Raw genomic sequence first — 18,431 nt, 5'->3', positions numbered from 1 at the left:
CGTGGCGCCGCAGCGATGCAAGGAGTGGGGATGAACAATCTGTCGAGATGGTATGACGGTAGAGGCAAGTCGCCGCGCCGGCAGGCTTCGGACGCAGGGCCGCCGGAGATAACCGAAGCCGAATTGCCGGGCCAACCCTTCGAGTCCCTGAAGGAATCCATCAGCGAGTTGAGGAAGGCCATGCCGGACCAGACCGAGCAGCCGGCGGTCCAGGTGCCCACCGCCAAGCCTGCGCTACCTGGGCCAGGCACGAAGCCACGCCGGCGCAAGAGAACCGATGTCCGCGAAAAACAGGCCCGGCAGGGTCAGTCTCTGCCGCCAACGATCGACAATGAGCCTGGACCGATGAAGGAGGGCGACCTTCGCCCCCGCACGCAAGACGGCGCCAGGGACGGCAGGAAAGTGCAGGACAGCGGCGCAGACAGCCGCAAGAACGCATTCCACCAGCGCACCGGGCCGGTGAATTTCGCCGCCAGCCTGCGTAACGGCATGGCCGTCGTCAAGCGCAACATGCTGATCGTCATCGCCTTCACCATAGCGATCAACGTCCTCGTGCTGGCCATCCCGATCTACCTGTTCCAGATTTCCGACCGGGTGCTCACGAGCCGCTCGCTGGACACGCTGATCATGCTGACCGTCGCCGTTCTCGGGGCCATCGTCCTCCAGGTCCTCCTCGACGTGATCCGCCGCTTCATCCTGATGCGTACCGCCGTCGAGATCGAGGTCCAACTCGGCGCGCCGATCCTCAGCGCCGCGGCGCGCGCCTCGCTGCAGGGCAACGGGCGGGACTATCAGGTGCTCGGCGACCTGCAGCAACTGCGAGCCTTCATCACGTCCGGGATCCTGATCTCATTTCTCGACGCTCCGCTGACGCCGCTTTTCGTGGTGGTCGTCTATATGATCCAGCCGCAGCTCGGCCTGATCGTCATCCTGTGCTGCGTCATTCTCTTCTGCATCGCCTATTTCAATCAGAAATCGACCGCCAAGCCTTTCAGCGATGCAAATGCCTTCCTCGGCCGGGCGAATTTCCATGTCGATTCCATGTCGCGGAACGCGCAGATCATCAATGCCCTCGCGATGATCCCGGAGGCCGTGAAAATGTGGGGCCACGAGACCGCGGCCTCGCTCAAGTCCCAGGTCTATGCCCAGGATCGCAACATCGTCTTCACCGGCGCGTCGAGGGCGACGCGGATGGTCGCCCAGGTCGCCCTTCTCGGCTGGGGCGCCCATCTTGCCATGGCCGGCCATTTGACCGGCGGCATGGTCATCGCCGCCTCGATCATCGCCGGCCGCGCCCTCGCTCCGGTCGAAGGCGCCATCGAAGGCTGGAACCAGCTCAACCACGCACGCGCGGCCTACGGGCGGATTAAGCAGCTTCTGCTGAATTCGCCGCTCAATTTTCCGCGGCTGCGCCTGCCGAACCCGGCGGGCAGGCTGGACGTCGAACGCATTCTCTTCGTCCCGCCGCCCCAGAAGCGCGTGATCCTGAACGGCATCTCCTTCTCCTTGGCGAAAGGAGAGGCGCTGGCGATCATCGGCAATTCCGGATCCGGCAAGACGACGCTCGGCAAGATGCTGGTCGGCTCGATTCTGCCGACCTCCGGCAGCGTCCGCCTTGACCTCATGGATCTGCGAAACTGGGATCCGCGCCAGTTCGGCGAGAGCATCGGCTACCTGCCCCAGGACGTTCAGCTCTTTCCCGGCACGATCAAGGCCAATATCTGCCGCATGCGCGACGATGTCGATGATCGCATGGTCTACGAGGCCGCCGTGCTCGCCGACGTCCACGAGTTGATCGCGACCTTTCCGCAAGGCTACGAGACGGTCGTCGCCGCCGACGGCGCCCCGCTCTCCGGCGGCCAGAAACAACGCATAGCCCTGGCGCGCGCCTTCTTCGGCAATCCGAAATTCGTCGTTCTCGACGAGCCGAACTCAAATCTCGACAGCAACGGAGAGGCGGCGCTGGCACGGGCTCTGCTGCATGCCAGGAAGCAGGGGATTACCACGGTGACCGTCACCCAGCGCCCGGCTCTGCTGCAATGCGTCGACAAGATCATGGTCCTCAACGAAGGGACGGTCGCCATGTACGGCGAACGGAACGAGGTGCTGGCGGCACTCGGCGTGAAGGCGACTGGCGGCCGGCGGCAACAGCGCATCCAGGGAGAATGACGATGCCACGGGAATCGCAAACGACTGAGAACCCTGTGGAGTGGTATGCCGAGGTTCCGCGATCGATCAGATCCTATGCCCTGGCGGGGCTGGCGCTGATCGCGGCATGCTTCGGCGGCTTCGGTTACTGGGCTTTCGCCGCACCGCTCGCCGCGGCCATCATAGCCCAGGGCAGCTTCGTCGCCAACGGCAACAACAAGATCGTCCAGCACCTGGAAGGCGGCCTCATCGAGGAGTTGCTGGTCGCCGAAGGTGACAACGTCCAGGCCGGCGACATTCTCGTGAAGCTCGACCAGACCGCGGCCCGCGCCAATGCCCGCATGCTCAATCTCAAGCGACTGCGGCTGGAGGCGGTCGTCGCGCGCCTCAAGGCCGAATCGGTGGGCGGCGACAGCTTCAGGCTCCCCGACATCGTTGCCGCCGCCGCCGACGATCCGGACGTCGCCGCGATCATCGACAGCCAGAACGTCAATTTTCACAGCAAGAAGATCAAGCTCAGAGACCAGCTGAACCTCATCGACCAGAACATTCGATCGCTCGAGTTCCGGGCGAAGGGTTATGAACTGCAGAAGGCGTCCTTCAACAGGCAATTGCAGATTCTGAACGAGGAGCGGAATGTCAAGAGCAAGCTTGCCGACAGCGGCCTGATCAGGCGGCCGGAACTGTTGGCACTCGATCGCGCGATCGCCGATGCGATCGGCGAGATCGGCCGGCTCGAATCGGAAGTGAAGGAGAGCCGTACCCAGATCGACCGCTACCGCCAGGAGGCGGTCATTGCCATCAATACCGACAGGCAGGCGGCACTCGACGGCCTGCAGGCGGCAGAAGCCGATCTCGACAGCGTGCGCGAGCAGGTCCGCGAGGCCGCCGAGGTTCTCGGGCGCGCCACCATCCGCTCGCCGGTCGACGGTACGGTGGTGCGCAGCTATTTCCATACGGCAGGCGGGGTTATCGCGACGGGCAAGCCGATCATGGAAATCCTGCCAGCCAACGTGCCGCTGATCATCGAGGCGCAGGTGCTGCGCACCGCAATCGACCAGCTCAAGGTCGGAGAAGATGCGACGATCCGCCTGTCGGCACTGAACCGCCGCACCACCCCCGTCTTGAACGGAAAGGTCTTCTACGTATCCGCCGACTCCATCGAGGAAGTGGCTGGCGGCCAGCAGCGCGACGTCTATATCGTCCGCGTCGAAGTACCGGCAAGCGAGATCGGCCGTATCTACGGCTTCCACCCCGTCCCTGGCATGCCGGCGGAAGTACTGATCACCACCGCGGAACGAACCTTCTTCGAATATCTGACGAAGCCGATCACCGACAGCATGTCGCGTGCCTTCAAGGAGACCTGAGGAGCGGTGTGGTCGCTACAGCGCCGCGCGTCTTGTCCGACGCGCAAAGGTCGCTGAGCACTTTGAATTCTTATATCGGCTGCGATTTAAGAAAACATGCTGTAGGCATGCACCAAGGATCGGGTAACATATTGCCGAATTTCGGTCGCAGCTCTGTCTTGGCCCTGCGGCAGAGCTGGCGGGAACACCATTGGGAGAGAACCGCCATGGCGGCTGTGCAAGACGTGCTTTTGCTGGTTGGTCGCTTGAATTATGTCTGGACCAATACCGAGAGCCTCCTGATCTACGTCATCGCCCACCTTCTGAAGGTGGACAAGGAATCGGCCGTCATCGTCTTCCTGACGCTCAATACGACGCGCGCCCGGATCGATCTGACGGAACGCCTGGCGAAGCTTTCGACGACGCCGGCCGAGACGCGTGACCGGGTTCTCGCCATTACGGAACGTTTGAAGCAGCAATCGAAGATGCGCAACAAATATAACCATTGCATCTATTCCTTCGACGAACAGGGGGAGATTTCGAGCACGCAGTTGATGCGGTTGGTCGAGGGCGAGAAGGACGTGCGTTACGGCAAGGTGGAGCAGCTCGATTCCCGAGAGTTGGAGCGCCTCGACACCGCGATCCGCGAGATTACCGACATCAACAAGGCCGTCTGGGCTTTCATCCGTTCGCGGCCGAACTTCGACGAGAGCTCGATTTAGGGCCGGAGGAGGAAACTACAGCGCCATGCGTCCTATCAGAGACAGAAAGCTCGCTGTGGCACTGTGATTTTGAGAATGTTCTTCCTGGACCGGCTCTGATCCTCAGCAGAGGTCTCTTCTTTTCACCATCCCAGGCTACGCAATTCGGCGGATGACTCCGACACATACCCCTCCGGTGATTACGCAAATAGTGTGATCCTATATTCCTGTTACGAGAAGTGCTAACTCACAATGCAACTTCTCGATCATTGGATTCGGATGTATAATTTTCAAGTTATTTTATTTTTACTTATTTCCTCGCGAGGGGACCATGATAATAGATATTATCGAATCCGCTGAGGAATTTGAGAAAATTCGCGAGAACTGGGACAAGCTCTATCACAGCGATCCCGAATCTCATCCCTGTCTTTCCTGGGAGTGGCTGCACCAATACCTGCCCCGGCAGTTGAGCTGGTTCATTCTGGCATTGAGAAGAGCCGAGGACCAGGACTATCACGCTTTCCTTCCGCTGCGGGTAGCAACCCATCGGGACAGGAGAAGCGGCCTGTTCTGCGACGAGATCCTGCTGGTCGGCAATCACGGCACCGGCCGCACCGGTCTGCTTTGCGCGCCCGGCCTGGAGAACGAGGCGATGGATGCATCCGCGAGCTTCATCCGCCGTGAGAACTGGGCGAGCCTGCGCCTTGACTACCTTGAGCTCTCCTCCGTCCGGATCGAGCGATTGCTCCACGCTCTCGCCGACGAACAGTTCATCCGCGAGGACATCGGCTACAGCGCGGGGGGATCCGGCACCCCGGACCGGCGCATTCGCTGCCTCCTCCTCAGGACGCGGACAGGCCGGAACTTGCATGGCTGCCTGAACCAGCGCAGCGTCGACATCGTATTCGAGCGGGCCATGGACCTGCACGGACGAGGCAAGCTGGACGCGGCGGAGACGGGGTATCGGCAAGTGATACATGCCGCCCCCAAGCATACCTACGCCCGCTACGGCTTGGCACAGCTCTGCACCGACAGGGGCAATCACGCGGAGGCGGAACATCTTTATCGCGGCCTGCTGTCGGCCATGCCGGAGGCGGACAAGATCCAGCACCGGCTGGGCGACGCCCAGATGGCGCAAGCCTCCTACCGTGAGGCGAGCAAAACCTTCGAGGACCTGATTGTCCGACGCCCGCACCTGGGCCTCATCCGGTACAAACTGGCCGTCTGCCTTCTGGCCGCAGGCCAAAAAGATGCCGCGATCGCTACGTTCCTGAGTTTCGAAGAGATCATTTCCGATGATCCGGACCATCTTCGATGCAAGCTCAGATCGCAGGAAGCGGTGTTGCGCCTGAAAATGCGCTCGGGGATGGAAGGCGAGAGGGCAACCAGACGAGCGCCCCGGGGATCGCTTCTTCAGGCGGACCATCGGTCCGGCAATACCCCGGCGGGCTCCTCAATATCCGTTCAGCTCCTGCCGCCGGCGGCGCTCCTCCAGCCGTCCTTGCCCGGGGGCGCCTCCGTCCACCTGCATGCGAAGCCGTCTCAATTCGACAGCAGGGCGTCGAGACGGAAACACTGACACGCGGGAGCCCGAGGCAGCTTCACCGGCGCAGTTGGATGAAGGGGTCGCGGCACATCATTTGAAACGAATGCTTCTGATGATTGCCATATGGGAGCCAAGGCAGGCCGCGGACACGAGCAGGAACAGTGCGACCCAGATGGCCGAGCTCGTCGTCAGTTGCAGGCTCCAGTCGCCGCGCAGCAGACGCGGCAGCGTCAACATGGAGGGTCCAGCCTGGATATTGGCAGCCCGGATGATCCCACACGCCGTCGCAAGCAGCGCGACATGCGCGTAAACGAAGCGGATCCGCGGATACTGTTCTGGCCATGCTGCAAGATGAACCCCCAAGAACGCCAAGCACGCCAATAGCACGATCGCAACTCCCGGTCCGATGCCCGGTACCGACAGAAGCAGCAATACCGGTACATGCATCGCCGGGAGCACCGTCATGTAGAGCCACCAGACAAGGACGCTTGAGGGATAGTGCGCAAGCAGGCCCATGCTCAGGGCAAGAACCGCGGCAAGCGCATAGGAGAAGCAGGGTGCCAGTCGAACGACGCTCAGAACCGTGGATCGCATCTCTCGCATTCCCTTCTGTACAGAAAGCGGATCTCATCGAAATGGAATAATCGGAGGCAAAGCGGAACCGAGGCCTTGCCTCGATCTATTCGGGGAGGATTCAGTTAGTAAAGCACCTGTTTCCGGCTATCCCCGGAAAAAATTTTAGAAAACGCTTGCCAGGAATCGCTTCAGCCGCCAATGGTGTTGCCGGTTGTGCTGGTCCACGAATGTGTCTCTTTAATGCGACTCGTTGCACCAATTCTTAGTTTGTTAGCTTTTTTCTGGAAGATTTCCCGTGAGCACCGGCACATGCATGGCTAGGATGACCCGAAGCTTGGGGGAATGAATGGTCGCATATCACATGAGCTCGCAGTTTCGCCGCCTTCCATTGCTATTTGTAGTCGCAACTATCCTGACCGGTTGCCAGTCGGCCGCATTCGATGACGTGGCGGCTTTTGGCGATAGCGCCAAGACGCTGGAGGACGATTCGGCAGTCGCCTTCTACAAGAACGATGAATTGATCACGACGGGCAAGCTGCAGTTCAAGGAAAAGAACTACGGTAAGTCCTACGCGATCTATAAGCGCGCCGTCGCCGTCTTTCCGAAGGATCCGGCCGCCTGGCTGGGCTTTGCCGCCTCCGCCGACATGGTCGGCCGGTTCGACACATCGGATCGGGCCTACCAGCAGCTGGGCAAGATGATCGGCAGCAGCCCGGTCTATTACAACAATCTCGGCTATTCCCATCTTTTGCGCGGCGACCTTCCCACAGCGCGCCGTTATTTCCTGAAAGCCTACGAGCTCGATCCCGGCAACGAGACGACCGCGCGAAACCTCGAGCTGATGAAGAACAGCGTTAAATACGCTCAGCGCTGACCTATGCGCCGTGGTCTTCCGGACGCAGAAGGGGCGAATGCAATAAGGGGCATTTTCCGAGTGGAAATGCCCCTTATTGCATTAAATTCAAGCCCACTATGAACGGGCTTCGGCGATACTTACGAACGTTTCTGCAGGATGCCGTAGACGATGTTTCGGTTGGCGCCGAATTCCAGTCGCGCGTTGACCGTGTTGCGGTCGACGCTCGAATTGATGATGCTCCACATATCGGCTTCCGAGCGCAACAACAGCGCCCAATTCATCAAAGTCTCCATGTAACCGTCATCGCTGATGTCGCGCGCGAAATTGGCGAAGAGGAAGACGCCATTGGGCTTCAGCATCTCGAGGCATCGTTGCGTGAGCTTCACCGCCACCTTGTCGGCGAGGTAATCATAGAGGCCGGCCGCGTAGATGAAGTCGAACTGCCCAAGCTCCTGGGACCTGGTCAGAAGACCACGAACGGAACCGTCGATCGCCTCGACGCACGTTCCTGTGAAGTCACGCGCCATAGAGCCGACGCTCAAGGGATCCTGATCGAGGGCAACCCAGCGCTTGATCCGCCGCTCCCGCAGTGCCACCGAGCGGTCTGCCTCGCGCAGGTGTCCCGCCGCAATCGTCAGGATTTCCGTCTCAGTGCCACGTTCGGTCGCAATCGCGTCGACATGCTGCGTCAGGAGGTCGCGTCGTTCCCGCACCGCGACCGAAGACGGCGCATTCCTCGTATACTCGTAAAGCGTGCGCCCGAGCGGAGTGGCCTCCGCGATTTTCTCGGAAACGCTCGGATGACCATAGATGAAGTCGATCAGCTGCGCGTCACCGGAATAACCGCGTGGTTTCTGGAAGGACCAGCGCGTGAACGGATCCTGATGGAAATAATCCGACACCGGGTGGTTCTGTACAATCGGAATCAGCGCTTGCCAGACGCTCGGGTCGAACTTGCGGCGCACCTCGTGAAGTGCGCCGATCAGCTGGTGGATTATCACCGGCGGATCACGGCGCAGCTCGATCTGCTGCTGGACAATCATCAGCGCGAGAGCCACTTCGGCTTCGCCTGTTGCCAGCTGCTCATCATGACGATCCGTCTTGGCTGTTGAGAGTTCGGTTGTAATGGCTGTGGGGGTAATCAGGCTTTCGCCGTCGAGGGCAATCTGAATTTGGGTCACGCGAGACTCATCCGTTAATAGATTGTTAACAGTATGCGCAAGAACCGGACGCGCGCCAAATCCAATTTCGTACTTTCGAATAATATGGTTAACAAGCCTTCCGACTGAGCTATTTCGCTACACTATTACGTATGTCTTTGACCCGATTCCAATTCAGCAAAACTTAATGGACCTGAACTAATGTGCCGATTAACGCTGCACGCCCTCAGTAACTTGCCACAGCAGGCGGCAACTCCAGGACGTCCCCGTAGCACTCGTTTAAGAGAGACTTCGGGCTTTATAAGAAGACGCAAAAGCAATGGATCGGTGCATGACGCACACGCTGGCCGACGTAGTTGAGATCGATCTCCATAGTGAGCCGCCGAGACCGGCCTCGACTGAGCTTCGCGCGCTCTACGAAAAAGAAGGCGAAGGCGCCCGAAAGCAGGCAACGCGGCACGGCTTCTGGACTGCAGTCGCGGTGTATCTGCTGTTTTCGATTACCGACATTCTGCTGGTTCCGGACGTTGCGCATTATACGATCGCCGCGCGATTCACGATCGCTACCGTCGCGCTTATGGTGATCGAAACGCAGATCCGGCTAAACGCCGGGGCGAACGCGATCGATGTCACAGCTGCTGCAGCACTCGTGGCCGCCTACGCCGGCTGGCTCTATCCGGCGATGATGACCGCGGATACCGAGAGCATCTCCTATTACATGGTTTTCGGCGCCATCTTCATGATGAGCGTCAATCTGTTTTTCAGCTTTCACTTCCGTATTTCGCTGCTCGCATCTGTCACCATCCTTTTGATATTCTTTGCGGCCGTGCTCTCCTTCTCTCCGGCGGAGGTCTCCTATCGGCTCGCATTCGGCACCTTCAACATCTCCTGCTTCGTTTTCACTTCCTATGTGAACTGGAAGCTCAACAAGGAGCGTTACAAGGTCTTTCTCAACGCATTCGAAGCGCGCATTCAGCAGAAGGAGGCTTCCGAGCGCGGCAGGGCCCTGTTGCGGCTGTCGAACACCGACTCGCTGACGGGGCTCGACAACCGCCGCGCCGTCGACCAGAAGCTCAGGGATTACTGGACCGACTGGCAGAAGAAGGGTACGAGTTTCGCGGCGTTCCTCATCGACGTCGACTTCTTCAAGAAATACAACGACTTTTACGGACACCAGGAGGGCGACCGCTGCCTCGTTCTGGTCGCCAGTGCGCTCAAGGATTCGATCGACCCTTACAACGGCTCGATCGGGCGCTATGGCGGCGAAGAGTTCATCGTGCTGGCCCGCCTGGAGAGCAGCGAACAGGCGGCCGATCTTGCCGAGGCGATCCGTTACAGCGTGGAAAAACTTGCTCTGGAACACGGGCAGCGACGCGACGGCATGTCGATCGTCACCGTCAGCGTCGGCGCCGCGTTTACCAGAAATCAGACGGGCTCGAAGCTCGAGAGGCTGATCCACGAGGCGGACCGGGCACTCTATGGCGCAAAGGCGAACGGCCGGAACTGCGCCAGGCTCTTCGATCCGAATGATCCGCTCAGCAGCGACGAGAGCGAGAACATCGCCGCCCTGTTGAAAATTGCCATCGACCAGGATCTGGTCTCGCTTGTCTATCAGCCGATCCGAAACGTCGCACCCGGCCGCATCGAAGCAGTCGAGGCGCTCATGCGCTTGAGAATGCTGGATGGCACCTCGGTTCCTCCGAGCCTCTTCATCCCCATCGCGGAGCGCACCGGCGCCATCCTGGACCTCGGCCGTTGGGCGATCAGGACAGTGTGCCGCGAGCTTCTGGCGGACGAGCACGTGCCGGTCGTCAGTGTGAACGTCTCACCGATCCAGTTGAGATCACCGGGCTTCGCGGCCACGGTGGCAGCGATTCTCGGCGAAACGGGCGTGGCGGGCGGCAGGCTGGCCCTCGAAATCACCGAGGGGCTGGAGATGGAGATGCATTCCGATATCCTTCGCTGCATCAGCGATCTCAAGACCCTGGGCGTCAGGATATGGCTCGACGATTTCGGAACGGGTTTCGCAGGCCTGTCGTGGCTTCGCCTGATCGATTTCGATACGGTGAAGATCGATCGCTCCTTCCTGCACGATTGCGACAACCCCAGGGGAAAGGCGATGCTGCAGGACATCATCGGACTCGTGCGCAATCGCGGTCACAAGATCCTTGTGGAGGGCGTGGAGACCGAGGAACAGCTGGCGCTGATGCGGCAATTCCGGATCGACCAGGTCCAGGGCTTCCATGTCGGGCGCCCGGCACCGGCGCAGACGTTCCGGCTGTCCGCAACGCCGAACATCCGTCCGGCAGCTCTCGCGAAGCCGCGCTGAGGTTCGGGGACGTGCCCCCTTCCTGTTGTATAGCCGCGATGAAGGCGCCGAACCTAGACTGAGACTAGACTGATGCGGCGCATTCCGCCCAGCCTTCCGCTTCCGTTGCTTGCCAGGATCGAAGCGACCATGTTCCCCATAAATCTCCCCTCTCGCGCGAAAAGTGCTGCGCGGCCGCTCGATAGTCGAGGTAGCCAGCGGGTGAGCGAGCAATCCATTTGGGTGGTCTCCCTAGTCCTTGACTGCCACATGCACTGTGAGACCCTACGGCCTCTCGGTTGTATTGTGCGGGAGATAGGCAATGGCGACGTCGGCAAGTATGCTTAATCCTCAAACACTTGTGAGCGCATTGCTTGCTGGCGCACGCCGAGATGCGGTGATCGTATCTTTGCCGGTTGTGTATCTACTGCTGGGCTTTAGCATTATTGAATTGGCACCTGGCGACTGGATTAGGTATTTCGCCATATCTTTGGTGGGCCTAGTCTCGATGACAGCGCTATTCGCGGCGGGTATGAGGGGCACCTATCATGTCCTGGTCAATCAAGCAGATCGCCCGATTACCGCGATCATCCGCGATATCCGCGGCACGTCACTCGCAACGGCTGCGCTCTATCTCCCTGTTGCCGGCGCGCAAGTGATCCTTACAAGCGTATTTTGGCAGTGGAAAACTCATCTCCCCGAGTTTGCCTGGGACCAGACGCTGAGCGATCTTGACCGAACACTTCACTTCGGCCGGCTACCGTGGCAGTGGCTTCAGCCGCTCTTGGGCTATTGGCCGGTGACGTTCCTACTCAGCACGAACTACAGTATTTGGTTCATGGTGATGTGGACGTTCTGGATGGCCGTTGCGTTCAGCGAGCGACCTCAACGCACTCAATTCCTAGTCACGTTTGCGCTGCTGTGGATCGTTCTGGGTAGTTTCATGGCAACCGCTTTCGCATCGGCTGGCCCATGTTTTTTCGGCAACCTCGGCCTTGAGGAATCCCCCTATGCCGGGCTGATGTCCTACCTCAAGGCTGCTGATCAAAACGCGCCGATGTTTGCTCTCAACGTCCAGGACATGCTCTGGCAGGGCTATGCAGGTGCAGGCACCGACATGGGCATTTCAGCCATGCCCAGCCTTCACAATGCGACGGCGCTCCTGATGGTCCTCGCTTCAAGGAGCTTCCACCTCGCCATACGGTGGGCACTCAAGATTCATTTCGTTCTGATATTTCTGGGGTCGATACACTTGGGCTGGCACTATGCTGTCGATGCCTACGTCTCATATGCGGCGACACTAATGATCTGGTTCGGGATCGCGTCGCGTTGCCAGTCTCAACGCTGACGCCCCAGGTCATTTAAAGCGATGACTTGTTGCGCAGAGGCAGCGACGCTTTTTGGAGCGTATCGCGCTGCATATCATCGCCGACGAGCGGACGCGCGGCTCGTCGGGTTGGGACAATCGCCTGTTTGTCGAAGCCGTGTTGTGGATCGTGCGGACCGGCTCGCCCTGGCGCGATCTGCCCGAGGTGTTCGGCGAATGGAACAGCGTCTTCCGTCGCTTCACCTTATCGAGTGCTGTTTCTCGAAACTCAAGCAGTTCCGAAGGGTCGCTACACGCTTCGAGAAAACCGCCAGGAACTACCGCGCCGTCATCACAATCGCAGCCATCGTTTTGTGGATCAGATAATTGTCCACACGACCTAGCGCACCTTGCGGAGAATGAGTTTGCCTTCGGGCGAAACCGATCTTTCGTAGCGCGGCAAATTGGACATGGAAACGCCCTCGGCCTCGACGGAGGGCAGACTGCCATCCTGCGCATCCAGGTTCGTGGCAGCGGCACTCAAAGAGGGCTCGAGGCGCTGCGTCACTTCCTTGCCGGGAGCGCTGAGGATAACGGAACCGCCGGAACTCGGCAGCCCCGAGCGCACCCCGCCGTCGAGTTCGGAGACTGCCTTCTGCAGGTTTTCCAGTCGCTGGCGAACGATCGCCACCTCATCGGCCTTTGCGCCCCTGGCGATGTTGCGGCCCTGCTTTTCGAGCTGCAGCTTCAGTCCGTCGAGGGAACGCTTGACGCCTGCGAGGACCTCGCGGCTTTCCCGGACGTCGGCTGCGTTCTTGGCCGTGTAGAGCAGGATCCCGGCGTTCAGCGGGAGAAACACCAGTGCCAGGGCGATGAATGGCGCGACCCGCTTCCGGGTCGGCTCGTCCGCCGTTCGCTCACGCCGCGCGTCGGGTTCGACCTCGATATTCGCCATGCTGACCATCACCTCACTCCGCCGCAAGCCGGGCCGTGGCCCTCGAAAATACCTGTCCCCGACAGGTCGGGGGATGGTTGCCGAGGCAACCGCCCCGCCAAGATTCCATGTGCCGCCTACCAGTCGTAGTCACATGCCGCCCGTTCGCTCGACGGCGGCTAGTGCATGTCGCCCAAAAGTGTATAGCGGTTTTGGGACAACGACATGCACAAAAACAAAGACCTAAAGCGCGTCGCATGAATTCGATTGGATGCGACGCGCTTTAGTCCGTCGTGAACACGCCTTCCCACGCCCGTTCCAGCATCTCCAGCGACGCCACCTTCCGGAACCCGTTGAACTCGCAATAGGATCCTATGAAGTCCAGAAGATACTTGGGATGGTAGCAGGAGCCGAGTGATTCGGCACCGTATTTGCGATCGTAGAACAGTTCCAGGTCCGGCACAGACATTTCCACCGACACACCTCGCGCATAATCCTCGAATATCCGGATATATTCTGCTCGCGAAGGATTGTTGACGAATATCTTATATTTCAGCCGCCGCAAGCCGGCCTCGTCGGAGAGGTCCTTCGGGGCAATATTGGTCGAAAAGACGACGAGTTCGTCGAAGGGGACCTTGAACTTCTTCCCCGTATGCAGGGTCAGGAAGTCGTAGCCGCGCTCGAGCGGCACGATCCAGCGGTTGATGAGCGCCTGCGGCATCACCTGCTGGCGCCCGAAGTCGTCGATGATGAAGACGCCGCCGGAGGCCTTGAGGTGCAGCGGCGCCTCGTAGACGGTCGAGCCTTCGCTGTAGGAAAGGTCGAGGAGATCGAGCGTCAGTTCGCCGCCGGTCTTGATCACCGGCCGCCGGCATTCCACCCAACGCTGATCGGCCTTCGCATAGGGCGTCCCGGTCACCGGCTGGTGAACCGCCTCGTCGTAGAAGCTGATGACGTAGCCGCCGACCTCGATGGCATAGGGCACGAAGATCGTCTGCCGGAACAGGCGCGACGTGCGCTCGGCGATGCTGGTCTTGCCGTTGCCGGGCGGCCCGTAAAGCAGAATGGATTGCCCCGAATTCATTGCCGGGCCGAGCTTCTCGACCAAAAACGGCGACAATACGAGGCCCTCGAGGCTCGCGACGAGGCCATCCTGCGTCACCCGCTCGTGATGGATGGACTGCAGGCCGAGCTGGCGGCAGAAGGCGTCGAGCGAGACCGGCGCCGGCCCGACATAGGAGGATTGCCGGATGGCAGTGTGGGCATATTCCATGCCCTTCGTGGAAAGCGCGTAGCGGATATCGGACCGGACGTCCTCGCCGGCGAGCCCTCGCGCCTCCATATAGGCGAGCTTCACCAGTTCCTTGATCAGAAGATTGATCACCACCTTTGGAAGCTTCATCCGATCCGCCAGATGCGACGGCGTCACCGTGTCCTGTTCGGTCGCGCATTTTGCCGCCAGCCGCAGCAGGAAGGAGAATTCGAGCCCTGATTCTTCCACGCTCATCGGCGCCAGCGGCATACGGGCGTCAAGTGCCGGCGCGATATCTTCATGAACCTGATCGAGCGAATGCATGGGAACCTCGCTTTTCTTTAGCCACCGGGCGTCAGGCCGACGATGAGACTGATGACGCGAATGACGACCGGCACCAACACGATGACAAGGCTCACCGGGAATAGGAAGGCGCCGAGCGGCAGCAGCATCTTGATCGGCAATGCGTTGGCCTTTTCCTCCGCCCGGACAACGCGCAGGTCGCGCATTTCCTTGCTGTAGACCCGGAGCGTCTGCGTGACGCTGGTACCGAGCTCCTCCGACTGGCGGAAAAGCACCGCGAGCGCGCGCGCCTCGTCGATCCTTAGGCGCGTCGCAAGATTGGCGAGCGCTTCGCGCAACCGCCGACCGCCGCGCACCTCGAGCATCATGATCGAGAGATGCAGGCCGAAATCCTGTTTCTTGCTGACGAACTCCCGCGCGACGCGGTTTGCCGCCGCCTCAACGCTCATACCCGCATCGAGGCAGACGATCAGCATGTCCATGAAGTCGGGGAAGAGGCGGCGATACTCGCGCTCCTTGGCGTCGCCGCGCCGGTCGATATAGATGTTCACCAGAATGAACGTCGTACCGGCGGCGAACATTGCGACAAGCAACGTCATAAGCCGCGACGTCTCGGGAAAAAAGCGGTTGAACGTCCAGACTGTCAGGATCAGCATGCCCATGCAGGCGATCGCGCGGATCGCTTGGAACTTGGTGACTGCGTTGGCGCTGAAATAGCCGGCGCGAATGAGCCGGTTCTGCGTCGAATTGGCGTTGGTATCCCGACGGGTGATCTCGAAATAGCGGCGGATCAGCCGATTCTCTTCCTCACCGAGATCCGCGATCGCGCCATCTCCGATATCGTCGCCCGTGGCCCGCGACCCGGCCTCCGAAAGCCGGACACCCACCTCGCGGCGACGGAACACGACCTCTGATGCTGCCGCGGAGAAGATCATGACGGAGAAAAAAACGATGAGGTATATGCCGTACTCGTTCCACATGGCGGCGCCTCAGTACTCGAAGTTAACCATTTTGTAGAGAATGACATTGCCGATCGCCATCACGACGAGCAGCCCCGTCACGATGATGGTTCCGTAGCCGCTGTTCCAGAGGGGGTCGAAATAGGTCGGCGACAGCGCCTTGATCATGCCATAGAGCAGGAATGGATAGATCGACATGAAGATCGCGGTGATGCGCCCCTCCGCGGAGATTGCCTTAACCTTGGCCTTGAGCATGAACCTGTCGCGCAGAGTCTTTGACAGGTTCTGCAGGATCTCCACGAGGTTGCCGCCGGTCCCTGCCTGGACGCTGAGCGATATGGCAAGGAGGTTGAGGTCTTCGACGCCCACCCGCTCATTGAGGTTCATGAGCGCATCGTCGAGCGTGACGCCATAAGTCAGTTCGTCCGACAGCAGACCGAACTCGGTGCCGATCGGGTCTGGCATTTCGCGCGCGACAAGCGCGATCGCCGCCGGCAGCGGGTGTCCCGCCGAAAGACTCCGGTTGGCTACGTCGAGCGCTTCCGAAAGCTTTTCTGCGAATTTGTGCATGCGCCTGGCGCGCACCCGCCAGACAATAATCGTCGGAGCAAGCAGACAGGCGGCAAGGAAGAGCGGTATCCGAACCAGGTTGCTCGGGATGAAGAACTGAATGGCCAGCCAAGTGGCTATGGCGCCGGCGGCGCCGTAAAGGGCAAATCTCTTTGCATCGAACTTGATGCCCGATTGCACGTAATATTGCCGCAGCCGCTGCATCAGAGGCTGCAACCGCCAGTCCTTGTCGGCACCGCGGACCTTCAGCATTTCGCGGTATGTCTCGCGGTGGTTCTCGCTGCCCTCGAGCAGGCGCAGGCGCTGGTTCACCGCCTTGTGGCGTTCCGAGCTTCGGAAGTAGCTGCGCAGCAGCGCTTCTGCGGCCACCAGCGCCGCGACGAATACAGCGGCATAGAGGAGGATGAGGGTCATGACCTGCCGGGCCCCGTCTGAAGTGGCTTCCCGGGTTCGAAGATCGCCGCGGGAATGATGATGCCGAGTTCCGCGAATTCCTCGACGAAGCGCGGCCGCAGGCCGGTGGCGCGGAACTCGCCTTGAATGCGGCCATTTTCGTCGGTGCCGGTTTTCTTGAAGCGCATGATCTCCTGCATCTGCACGACCTCGCCTTCCATGCCGGTGATCTCGGAGACCGAAACGACCTTGCGGCTGCCGTCACTCAAGCGCTGCGCCTGGACGATGAGCGTGATCGCCGAGGCTATCTGGGAGCGGACGCTCAACTGCGACATCGGCATGCCGGCCATGCCGATCATCTGTTCGAGGCGGCTCACCGCATCGCGCGGCGTATTGGCGTGAATGGTGGTCATCGATCCTTCGTGACCGGTATTCATCGCCTGCAGCATGTCGAAGGCCTCCTCGCCACGCACTTCGCCGACGATAATGCGGTCAGGCCGCATGCGCAGCGCGTTTTTCAGGAGTTCTCGTTGGCGGATCTCGTTGCGGCCGTCGAGCGTCGGCGGCCTGGTTTCCATTCGCCCGACATGCGGCTGCTGCAGTTGCAGTTCCGCTGCATCCTCGATGGTGATCAGCCGTTCCTTCTCCGAGATCTGCGAGGAAAGCGCATTGAGCAATGTCGTCTTGCCCGAGCCGGTACCGCCCGAGATGATCATCGACACCCTGCCCTTGACCGCCGCGCTCAAGAGGATGCGCATCGCATCCGCCATGGCACCGTATTCGACGAGGCGCTCCAGCGTCAGCGGCTTGCGGGTGAACTTGCGGATCGAGACGAGCGGCCCGTCGACCGAGATCGGCCGGATCGCGACGTTGACGCGCGAGCCGTCCTTGAGACGGGCATCGACCATCGGGGTGGATTCGTCGACGCGGCGTCCGACGGCAGAGACGATCTTGTTGATCACCCGAAGCAGATGATCCTCGTCCTTGAAACGGACCGCGGTGCTCTCCAGCTGTCCCCGACGCTCCACATAGACGCTTTTGTGGCCGTTGATGAGGATATCGGCGACGCTCTCGTCCGCGAGCAGCGGTTCGATCGGCCCGAGGCCGAGCATCTCGTCGGTGATGTCGCGAACGAGATCGGTGATTTCCTTGGCGTTCAGCGGAGAGTTGTTGCGGCGGATGTATTCCTTGACGAGCGGCCGGATCTCGGCGGCGATCTCTTCGTTGTCGAGTGTGTCAAGAATGCCGAGATTGATCTGGTCCAGCAAGTGGCGGTGCAGGTTTACCCTCTCCGACACCATGTCGAGGCCAAGCGGGGCCTGCTCTTCCACGGCCGCCTCGGCAACCACTTCCTTTGGCATTGCAGCGACCGCCGCTGCACCATTGGCGGCAATCTCGGCAACCTCGGCAATCTGCCTGAGCCCCGCACTCTCCTGCGGCGGCTGCTTGTAAAAGCGTCCTATAAACCCGTTCGCCATCAGCCTTACTCCTTACAACTACTTTACGACGACCGTGGCCCCGACCTTCACGCGTTTGTAGAGATCGATGACGTCGGCATTGCTCATGCGGAAACAGCCGGAGGACGCAAACTCCCCGACCGTCGACTGCTCATTCGTCCCATGGATGCGGTAGAGCGTGTCCGCATTCCCGCGGTAGAGATAGATCCCGCGCGCCCCCATCGGATTGAACGGTCCGGCCGGCACGAGCTCCGGAAGCCCGGGCACACGCTCCTTCATTTCGGCCGGTGGCCGCCAGTCCGGCCATTCCGCTTTGCGGCCGACCCTCACCACACCGCTCCAGCGGAAACCGTCGCGGCCGACACCGATCCGGTAACGGACGGCGCGATCGCCGGAGAGAACGAGATCCAGCGTTCGCTTGTCGCTGAGAACCACGATTGTGCCCGGGGGATAGCTCTGCCCTGCGCTCACGATGGTTGCCGTGCTCGGGCCGAGATTCCGCGGCACCTGTTGGCTGGCCAAAGCTCCGCCCGCAAGGTTGACTAGGCCGAGGACGAACACCGCGCAAATCGTCCAGCCACGCCATGTCCCGTGTCGCCCCGGCATCCTGCTCTCC

At 60.5% G+C, this 18,431-nt stretch carries 15 protein-coding genes and 1 pseudogene; 8 read left to right on the top strand and 8 right to left on the bottom strand.

Annotated features, from left to right (window positions below):
* Nucleotides 1-30 precede the first annotated feature (30 nt).
* From AU381_RS18635 to AU381_RS18620, 4 genes are all read left to right on the top strand, one after another.
* Complete coding sequence (locus tag AU381_RS18635) at nucleotides 31-2,169, top strand: type I secretion system permease/ATPase (protein ID WP_064243236.1); 2,139 nt, start codon at nucleotides 31-33, stop codon at nucleotides 2,167-2,169.
* Nucleotides 2,170-2,171: 2 nt separating this feature from the next.
* Nucleotides 2,172-3,515 (top strand): HlyD family type I secretion periplasmic adaptor subunit, encoded by a 1,344-nt coding sequence (locus tag AU381_RS18630; protein WP_064243235.1) that lies wholly within the window; start codon nucleotides 2,172-2,174, stop codon nucleotides 3,513-3,515.
* A 206-nt stretch (nucleotides 3,516-3,721) separates the two neighbouring features.
* Nucleotides 3,722-4,216, top strand: a complete 495-nt coding sequence (locus AU381_RS18625; RefSeq protein WP_064243234.1) for a hypothetical protein — start codon at nucleotides 3,722-3,724, stop codon at nucleotides 4,214-4,216.
* Between the two features lie 310 nt (nucleotides 4,217-4,526).
* A complete protein-coding gene (locus tag AU381_RS18620; RefSeq protein WP_064243233.1) occupies nucleotides 4,527-5,774 on the top strand; it encodes a tetratricopeptide repeat protein in 1,248 nt (415 codons plus the stop codon).
* 57 nt (nucleotides 5,775-5,831) lie between these two features.
* Here AU381_RS18620 and AU381_RS18615 read toward each other — a convergent pair whose 3' ends face one another.
* Complete coding sequence (locus tag AU381_RS18615) at nucleotides 5,832-6,335, bottom strand: hypothetical protein (protein ID WP_064243232.1); 504 nt, start codon at nucleotides 6,333-6,335, stop codon at nucleotides 5,832-5,834.
* A 343-nt stretch (nucleotides 6,336-6,678) separates the two neighbouring features.
* Between AU381_RS18615 and AU381_RS18610 the strand changes: the two genes are divergently transcribed.
* On the top strand, nucleotides 6,679-7,191 hold the full coding sequence (locus AU381_RS18610; protein WP_064243453.1) for a tetratricopeptide repeat protein: 513 nt from the start codon (nucleotides 6,679-6,681) through the stop codon (nucleotides 7,189-7,191).
* Nucleotides 7,192-7,310: 119 nt separating this feature from the next.
* Here AU381_RS18610 and AU381_RS18605 read toward each other — a convergent pair whose 3' ends face one another.
* Entirely contained in the window at nucleotides 7,311-8,354 is a 1,044-nt protein-coding gene (locus AU381_RS18605) for a class I SAM-dependent methyltransferase (RefSeq protein ID WP_064243231.1), read from the bottom strand.
* Nucleotides 8,355-8,664: 310 nt separating this feature from the next.
* Between AU381_RS18605 and AU381_RS18600 the strand changes: the two genes are divergently transcribed.
* From AU381_RS18600 to AU381_RS31245, 3 genes and pseudogenes are all read left to right on the top strand, one after another.
* A complete protein-coding gene (locus AU381_RS18600) occupies nucleotides 8,665-10,662 on the top strand; it encodes a putative bifunctional diguanylate cyclase/phosphodiesterase (protein ID WP_064243452.1) in 1,998 nt (665 codons plus the stop codon).
* A gap of 301 nt (nucleotides 10,663-10,963) precedes the next feature.
* Complete coding sequence (locus AU381_RS18595; protein ID WP_064243230.1) at nucleotides 10,964-11,989, top strand: phosphatase PAP2 family protein; 1,026 nt, start codon at nucleotides 10,964-10,966, stop codon at nucleotides 11,987-11,989.
* A gap of 52 nt (nucleotides 11,990-12,041) precedes the next feature.
* Nucleotides 12,042-12,209, top strand: a pseudogene (locus AU381_RS31245) (transposase); the annotation flags it as partial.
* A 138-nt stretch (nucleotides 12,210-12,347) separates the two neighbouring features.
* Here the strand turns inward: AU381_RS31245 and AU381_RS18585 are convergent.
* The 6 genes from AU381_RS18585 to AU381_RS18560 form a co-directional block, all read right to left on the bottom strand.
* A complete protein-coding gene (locus AU381_RS18585; protein WP_064243229.1) occupies nucleotides 12,348-12,911 on the bottom strand; it encodes a hypothetical protein in 564 nt (187 codons plus the stop codon).
* Nucleotides 12,912-13,164: 253 nt separating this feature from the next.
* Nucleotides 13,165-14,457: a hypothetical protein gene (locus AU381_RS18580; RefSeq protein WP_064243228.1), complete on the bottom strand. Its 1,293-nt coding sequence runs from the start codon at nucleotides 14,455-14,457 to the stop codon at nucleotides 13,165-13,167.
* Nucleotides 14,458-14,474: 17 nt separating this feature from the next.
* On the bottom strand, nucleotides 14,475-15,416 hold the full coding sequence (locus AU381_RS18575) for a type II secretion system F family protein (RefSeq protein WP_064243227.1): 942 nt from the start codon (nucleotides 15,414-15,416) through the stop codon (nucleotides 14,475-14,477).
* A 9-nt stretch (nucleotides 15,417-15,425) separates the two neighbouring features.
* Nucleotides 15,426-16,379: a type II secretion system F family protein gene (locus AU381_RS18570; RefSeq protein ID WP_064243226.1), complete on the bottom strand. Its 954-nt coding sequence runs from the start codon at nucleotides 16,377-16,379 to the stop codon at nucleotides 15,426-15,428.
* The gene (locus AU381_RS18565; protein ID WP_064243225.1) at nucleotides 16,376-17,836 is read right to left on the bottom strand and encodes a TadA family conjugal transfer-associated ATPase; all 1,461 of its coding nucleotides are present in this window, start codon (nucleotides 17,834-17,836) and stop codon (nucleotides 16,376-16,378) included. Before AU381_RS18565 ends, AU381_RS18570 begins: the two co-directional genes overlap by 4 nt.
* Nucleotides 17,837-17,854: 18 nt before the next feature.
* Nucleotides 17,855-18,421 (bottom strand): L,D-transpeptidase, encoded by a 567-nt coding sequence (locus AU381_RS18560; protein ID WP_064243224.1) that lies wholly within the window; start codon nucleotides 18,419-18,421, stop codon nucleotides 17,855-17,857.
* Between the last annotated feature and the right edge of the window lie 10 nt (nucleotides 18,422-18,431).

The sequence above is a fragment of the Sinorhizobium glycinis genome (assembly GCF_001651865.1).
GTDB classification, from domain to species: Bacteria; Pseudomonadota; Alphaproteobacteria; order Rhizobiales; family Rhizobiaceae; genus Sinorhizobium; species Sinorhizobium glycinis.
This window is presented reverse-complemented; position numbering and strand designations above follow the sequence as displayed.

Excerpts from the sequence above, each read along its gene's own strand:
- AU381_RS18635 (WP_064243236.1), top strand. The coding sequence starts at position 31 with ATGAACAATCTGTCGAGATGGTATGACGGTAGAGGCAAGTCGCCGCGC.
- AU381_RS18565 (WP_064243225.1), bottom strand. The coding sequence starts at position 17,836 with ATGGCGAACGGGTTTATAGGACGCTTTTACAAGCAGCCGCCGCAGGAG.
- AU381_RS18620 (WP_064243233.1), top strand. The coding sequence starts at position 4,527 with ATGATAATAGATATTATCGAATCCGCTGAGGAATTTGAGAAAATTCGC.
- AU381_RS18625 (WP_064243234.1), top strand. The coding sequence starts at position 3,722 with ATGGCGGCTGTGCAAGACGTGCTTTTGCTGGTTGGTCGCTTGAATTAT.
- AU381_RS18595 (WP_064243230.1), top strand. The coding sequence starts at position 10,964 with ATGGCGACGTCGGCAAGTATGCTTAATCCTCAAACACTTGTGAGCGCA.
- AU381_RS18575 (WP_064243227.1), bottom strand. The coding sequence starts at position 15,416 with ATGTGGAACGAGTACGGCATATACCTCATCGTTTTTTTCTCCGTCATG.
- AU381_RS18570 (WP_064243226.1), bottom strand. The coding sequence starts at position 16,379 with ATGACCCTCATCCTCCTCTATGCCGCTGTATTCGTCGCGGCGCTGGTG.
- AU381_RS18580 (WP_064243228.1), bottom strand. The coding sequence starts at position 14,457 with ATGCATTCGCTCGATCAGGTTCATGAAGATATCGCGCCGGCACTTGAC.
- AU381_RS18600 (WP_064243452.1), top strand. The coding sequence starts at position 8,665 with ATGACGCACACGCTGGCCGACGTAGTTGAGATCGATCTCCATAGTGAG.
- AU381_RS18610 (WP_064243453.1), top strand. The coding sequence starts at position 6,679 with ATGAGCTCGCAGTTTCGCCGCCTTCCATTGCTATTTGTAGTCGCAACT.
- AU381_RS18560 (WP_064243224.1), bottom strand. The coding sequence starts at position 18,421 with ATGCCGGGGCGACACGGGACATGGCGTGGCTGGACGATTTGCGCGGTG.
- AU381_RS18615 (WP_064243232.1), bottom strand. The coding sequence starts at position 6,335 with ATGCGATCCACGGTTCTGAGCGTCGTTCGACTGGCACCCTGCTTCTCC.
- AU381_RS18630 (WP_064243235.1), top strand. The coding sequence starts at position 2,172 with ATGCCACGGGAATCGCAAACGACTGAGAACCCTGTGGAGTGGTATGCC.
- AU381_RS18585 (WP_064243229.1), bottom strand. The coding sequence starts at position 12,911 with ATGGTCAGCATGGCGAATATCGAGGTCGAACCCGACGCGCGGCGTGAG.